This is a genomic window from Faecalispora jeddahensis, assembly GCF_000577335.1.
GTDB classification, from domain to species: domain Bacteria; phylum Bacillota; class Clostridia; order Oscillospirales; family Acutalibacteraceae; genus Faecalispora; species Faecalispora jeddahensis.
Map to the genome: position 1 here is coordinate 1 of NZ_CBYL010000083.1, position 5,113 is coordinate 5,113.

At 45.4% G+C, this 5,113-nt stretch carries 7 protein-coding genes and 1 tRNA gene; 4 read left to right on the top strand and 4 right to left on the bottom strand.

Features of this window, described 5'->3' with window-relative positions; all coding sequences use genetic code 11:
* The first annotated feature begins 75 nt into the window (after window positions 1-75).
* A tRNA-Ile gene (locus tag TY09_RS17190) sits at window positions 76-152 on the top strand.
* A gap of 124 nt (window positions 153-276) precedes the next feature.
* On the opposite strand, the gene TY09_RS17195 is transcribed toward TY09_RS17190, so the two are convergent.
* The 4 genes from TY09_RS17195 to sigK all read right to left on the bottom strand — a co-directional run bounded on the left by TY09_RS17195 (window position 277) and on the right by sigK (window position 3,046).
* Window positions 277-786, bottom strand: coding sequence for a hypothetical protein (locus TY09_RS17195; RefSeq protein WP_042436920.1), 510 nt, complete (start codon window positions 784-786; stop codon window positions 277-279).
* A gap of 47 nt (window positions 787-833) precedes the next feature.
* Entirely contained in the window at window positions 834-1,229 is a 396-nt protein-coding gene (locus TY09_RS17200; protein WP_042436923.1) for a hypothetical protein, read from the bottom strand.
* Between the two features lie 3 nt (window positions 1,230-1,232).
* Window positions 1,233-1,625, bottom strand: coding sequence for a PadR family transcriptional regulator (locus TY09_RS17205; RefSeq protein WP_009060668.1), 393 nt, complete (start codon window positions 1,623-1,625; stop codon window positions 1,233-1,235).
* 734 nt (window positions 1,626-2,359) lie between these two features.
* Window positions 2,360-3,046: an RNA polymerase sporulation sigma factor SigK gene (gene sigK, locus TY09_RS17215; RefSeq protein WP_009060552.1), complete on the bottom strand. Its 687-nt coding sequence runs from the start codon at window positions 3,044-3,046 to the stop codon at window positions 2,360-2,362.
* A gap of 169 nt (window positions 3,047-3,215) precedes the next feature.
* Here sigK and TY09_RS17220 point away from each other — a divergent pair, with 169 nt between their 5' ends.
* The 3 genes from TY09_RS17220 to TY09_RS18485 all read left to right on the top strand — a co-directional run.
* The gene (locus TY09_RS17220) at window positions 3,216-3,623 is read left to right on the top strand and encodes a Fur family transcriptional regulator (protein WP_042436928.1); all 408 of its coding nucleotides are present in this window, start codon (window positions 3,216-3,218) and stop codon (window positions 3,621-3,623) included.
* A 17-nt stretch (window positions 3,624-3,640) separates the two neighbouring features.
* A complete protein-coding gene (locus TY09_RS17225; RefSeq protein ID WP_042436930.1) occupies window positions 3,641-4,480 on the top strand; it encodes a carbon-nitrogen hydrolase family protein in 840 nt (279 codons plus the stop codon).
* Window positions 4,481-4,692: 212 nt separating this feature from the next.
* Window positions 4,693-5,113, top strand: a 421-nt coding sequence (locus TY09_RS18485; protein WP_187119632.1) for an IS30 family transposase, incomplete at its 3' end; no start/stop codon positions are given.

The following is a 5,113-nucleotide window of genomic DNA, read 5'->3' on the forward strand; positions in this document are numbered from 1 at the left end:
CCAAGCAAATGCAGAGAAGTGCCGCCGCTAGTCAATAACGGCGGCGTTTTTCTACTTTGCAGAGAAAGTGCGTAGGGGCCATTAGCTCAGTTGGTCAGAGCAGCCGGCTCATAACCGGTCGGTCCAAGGTTCGAGTCCCTGATGGCCCACCAAAAAAGCAGCACCAGATTTTAAAATGTCTGGTGCTGCTTTTTTATGTTTACTTTTCAGTTTATTTGAAATTGCGCAGCGCAGTGATCATTGCCGTTAGCTAAAATGACTGTTAGAGATCATTTATCAAGAAATCTGTCCAGTCGGCGAGCAGCTTAAAGAGATATCAACGTCAACTGTTTGAATGGCAATTCCCCCGGAACGTTGTGTCAGCAGCGCCGAAAGATAAGCCGTATCGCCGCTGGCGCTGAGAGATTCGCTCCCATAGCTCCAGCCGCTTTTGGTGGTATGGCTGGCGCTTTTCTTGGTCACCCAGGCGGAAGAACCGTCATACTGGAAGGTTGCCTTTAAAGTAACAGTAGCTATAGTTTTTCCGTTGGCCTTATAGGTTTTTGCACGTGTAGAGCTGCGGGAAGAGGTTTTAGCGGCAGCTGCTACAGTTTTGAAATTCGAGATTTTATTGATAGATTCGGTAGTCGTTTTGGTCTCTACGGTGATACCGTTTCCTAAATATTCAGTGGTAATTACTGTCTTGGGTTCTGCTGAAAGGGGTTGCTTTGCCTCCTGTGCAGAGACGGAAAGGGGAATGGAAACTGCCATTACTGCCGCTAAGAGACTAGAAAATAATTTCTTCATGATTGGAACCTCCTGAAAAATTAATTTTATTCACTTTCGCTGCTGCTTTAACTGACAGTTGTTTCAGGTTCAATGATCGTGGTTGTTTCTTCGGTAATTATTGTATTGGCTCTCATATGTCCTATGTAATTGATCATGAAGCACAGTGCGGCGATCACCAGCACAAGAAAACCAATGACGATACCAGTACGCATTTTTCGCTTTCTGCGGTATGTTTGTACTACCGCTTGATCCGGCAGGGTTTTCAGCATGGTGGCCGCAAGCTCGCCGGGCTCCCCAATGGCTTCCACCAGATCCGCGTAGGAAGCCTCCGGCTGATTCCCCCAAAAGTCGTCAACCAGATGATGAACTTCGGTCAGGAACTCTTCCTGCTCTTTTTTCGGGCACGTCAGGTGCCTTTTGATTTCCTTATAGTAACGGTTCAGCTCTTTTTCTAGTCCCACGGTTTACCTCTCTTCTTTCGAAAATGGTCGCTCTATCGACAGAATATGGTCAATCGTGTTTGTAATGAGCGCATATTCCGAAATAATGTTATCCAAATACGTTTTTCCTTCTTCTGTAATGGAGAAGTAAATGCGCATGCGGTTATCTTCAGAAAGGACTTTGTCCGATTCTGTTAAATAACCGTATTTCTGAAGGCGATAAATCGCAATGTATAACGTGTTGAAGGTGAGAACTCCACCACTGAGCTTTTCGATTTCCTGCATCATTTCATAGGTGTACATTGGTTTTTGACGCAGCAAAAATAATACCAGCATGTCTGTCGTTGCTTTTTTGAGCAATTCCTTCATCCCGGCCGGGGTTCCGCTTTTTGTTGTAGTGTCCTTTTCTCTAGGCAAGCGACTAATCTCCTAAGTAGTAAGAATAATTCTATTATACCCAAATTTATTTAGAAATCAATATGTTATTGTTTACATACTTATTTTTAAGTGATATATTGTAATTAAACTGATGGTTTTATTGATTTGATACAATTTTTCGTGAATGGGGATGAGGCTATATTGATTCGCCGGCGAAGCAAAGCGTTATTTACGATTCGTTACAAAGGAAAATATTAGGGAGAAAGGTCTTTATGAATCAGACAGTCAGAAAGAAATGGTATCAGGTTATCGTATTTGCGATTCTATGGCTGTTGGTCATGATTTTCATCAATCTTCTTCCTGCTCCTTACAGGGCATTGTTTTTTTCGCCCTGGAGGACAGGAATAGAGATTCTTTTACTGATACTATTATTGGCTTATATGTATTATCTTAGAAGAAAATACGGGCCAAACAATGCTCTATGGAAGGACAAAAAATTTCTGATTCTCTTTTCGATCATGATCCTTCTATCGGTAGGGAGAGCAATTTCCATAAGATGGTTCTAATGTTTTGTTTTTTCTCTCGTTTACCGCAAAACGGAAAAGGTCCAGGAAAAAGCGATTGCGCTTTTTCCTGGGCCTTTTCAAAACAGAGAGCATGGTTATGTTTGAAAATAAGTGAAATCGAAAATAGAATTGATTCATATTTCTCTTTACTAAGTTAGATTATTATGGTATAATATGGAAAAATTTGCGGTTTTCTAACCGGATTTTTTATTTATCAAATTGCTTGAGCAGGGTTCCCAAAGCCTTTTTTTCAATGCGCGATACATAAGAGCGGGAAATATCCAGCGCAGATGCAACCTCCCTTTGTGTTAGAGGTGCCTGCCCGTTCAAACCATAGCGCAACTCGATAATAGTTCTCTCTCTCGGGGAGAGGGATTGGCAAATGTATTTCTTCAGCTGCTCTGATTTAATTTTGCAGTCCAGGTTGTCAACAATGTTATCTTCCGTAGACATAATATCGATCAGAGTCAGCGTATTGCCATCCTTATCCGTATCGATGGGCTCGTTCAGGGAGATGTCCTGAGCGCTCTTCTTTCCGCTGCGGAAAAACATCAAAACCTCGTTTTCAATACATCGGGCCGCATAGCTTGACAGCCGGATTCCCTTGTCGCTATTAAAGCTGTCAATTGCTTTGATGAGCCCGATCGTGCCTATAGAGATTAAGTCCTCCTGGTCGTTAAGATTCGAGTAGTACTTTTTGATAATGTGGGCAACCAAGCGCAGATTGTGCTCAATCAGTTTACTGCGCGCCTTTGTGTCGCCGTTTTTCCATCGTTCCAGGTATTCGCGTTCTTCCTGTGCGGAAAGCGGGCGAGGAAACGATCCGTTCCCGGTTACGTGCAGCACAAAGAACAGCAGATTCGAAATAGCTTCCCGCAGCAAGGACAGCAACATGCAACATCCCTCTTTTCGGTGTTTTTTGCATTTTATGCGCCCGACAGCCTGTATGTTGCAAGTCCTCGTGATAAAAAAGAAATCGGAATCTTTACATTCCGCTAATATCATGATATGATAATCATAAGAAAAATAATGATTATCGTTTTCTTTTGAAAGGATTGTGCTTATGCAGAGACGTCAGAATTTCAGCCGAAAAAGAAAAGCGATTTTGGATGTGGTGATGAATACCGACACCCATCCCACTGCAGAATGGATCTACCAGCAGCTCAAGCTGGAATACCCGGATTTAAGCCTGGGCACCGTGTACCGCAATCTTTCCCGCTTCAAAGAAGAAGGCAAGATTGTCAGTGTCGGTGTGGTAAACGGGCAGGAGCGTTTTGATGCCATCGTTGATCCGCACGAGCATTTCATCTGTGAGCAGTGTGGAGCCGTGAAAGATTTGAAATACCAGATTCTGCCGGATTCCGTTGATCAGCAGATGTCGCGCAGCTGCGGACTGCAGGTTCATTCCCACAGTCTGGTGTTTTATGGAATCTGCCCGGACTGCTTGAAAGCACAGAGTGAAACACGCTGATTTTCAGGAGGACTCGGATGAGAAAATATCAAGTCGGCATTGTGCAGCTGAGTTCCGGTGAGGATAAAGAAGAGAATCTGAACCGGATCTGCGGCTATATTCAAGAGGCTGCTGAAAACGGCGCCCGTCTGGTGGTTCTAACGGAGAATATGAATGTGATCGCTGGGGCCTCTCTGCCTGCGTCAGACTTCGCGGAGGACGAGTCGGGGGAAACGTACCAGCGTATTTCTGATGTGGCCAAACGGCTTGGAGTCTATATTCACGGCGGCAGTTGGGCTGAAAAAATTCCGGAGGATTCCCGGGTGTATAATACCAGCTTTTTGTTTTCCCCAAAGGGCGAGCTGCTGGCGAAATACCGCAAGCTGCATACCTTCGATATTATTCTGCCCACCGGCAAGGCGGTGCGGGAATCAGAGGAGGTAGCCGCGGGCGACAGCATCGTGACGGTGGAAACGGAGCTGGGCGTGTTTGGTCTGGCCATCTGCTACGACCTGCGCTTTCCGGAGGTTTACCGCCTGATGGCGGAGCGGGGCGCGCAGATTTTATTCAATCCCTCAAATTTTACCCTGCCCACCGGCAAGGATCATTGGGAACCGCTTCTGCGGGCGAGAGCGATCGAGAACAGCTGCTATATGATTGCCCCTAACCAGATTGGCCGTAATGCCCGTCTGACGGCGTTTGGGAGCAGTATGGTCATAGACCCCTGGGGCACGGTGATCGCCCGTGCAAAGGAAGAGCCGGGCGTTACGATGGCGGAGATCGATCTGGATTACCTGGACCGTGTGCGTGCACGCATGCAGACGCTGGAGAATCGCCGCACGGACATTTACCGGCTGGAAGAGATTTCGCGTTCCTGAGAATGAAAATGAGGATAGAAAAACAGATGCTGTTTCAGGCATCTGTTTTTTTGTTTCGATATTTGGTTGTAAAGGTGGGATTTCATATCCATTTTGAGGACAAGTTTTTCTTGCGGTTCCCGCACAAGAAATTCTGTTGGCGCAGGGAGTACCCTCGTATAAGGTGAGATTCTTCGTGCTCTTTCCGTATCATTTCTGTGCTTCTCTCATATGTGAATTCTGCTGGCGCAGGGCTTGCCCCTCAGGCCGGGGCGGGCCCTTCCTTTCTTGCATTAAAAAAGGATTTAATTGAAGGTTACAGCAGGAAGAAGCACCTTCGCAGGCAAGGGAAGAAAAAATATATTCGGGGCTCGAGTGCTGCCATCCATCCGGAACACCGAATAGGTGACAGACCAAATGAAATCGACGAAAGAAAGCGTATAGGTGATTGGGAAGGAGATACCATACTGGGAGGTTTAAACAAGGGCGGGTTAATTTCTCTTGTGGATAGGAAAAGCAGATATTTAATTTTATCTCTCATTCAGAATAAAAGTGCGAAAGAAACAAAACAAACCTTATGCAGTTCATTAAAAGACAAGCCAGTTCTGTCAATTACACTGGATAACGGCTGTGAATTTGCGGGATTCAAAGACA

Coding starts and splice junctions, on each gene's coding strand:
- TY09_RS17195 (WP_042436920.1), bottom strand. CDS start 786: ATGAAGAAATTATTTTCTAGTCTCTTAGCGGCAGTAATGGCAGTTTCC.
- sigK (WP_009060552.1), bottom strand. CDS start 3,046: ATGTTGCTGTCCTTGCTGCGGGAAGCTATTTCGAATCTGCTGTTCTTT.
- TY09_RS17220 (WP_042436928.1), top strand. CDS start 3,216: ATGCAGAGACGTCAGAATTTCAGCCGAAAAAGAAAAGCGATTTTGGAT.
- TY09_RS17225 (WP_042436930.1), top strand. CDS start 3,641: ATGAGAAAATATCAAGTCGGCATTGTGCAGCTGAGTTCCGGTGAGGAT.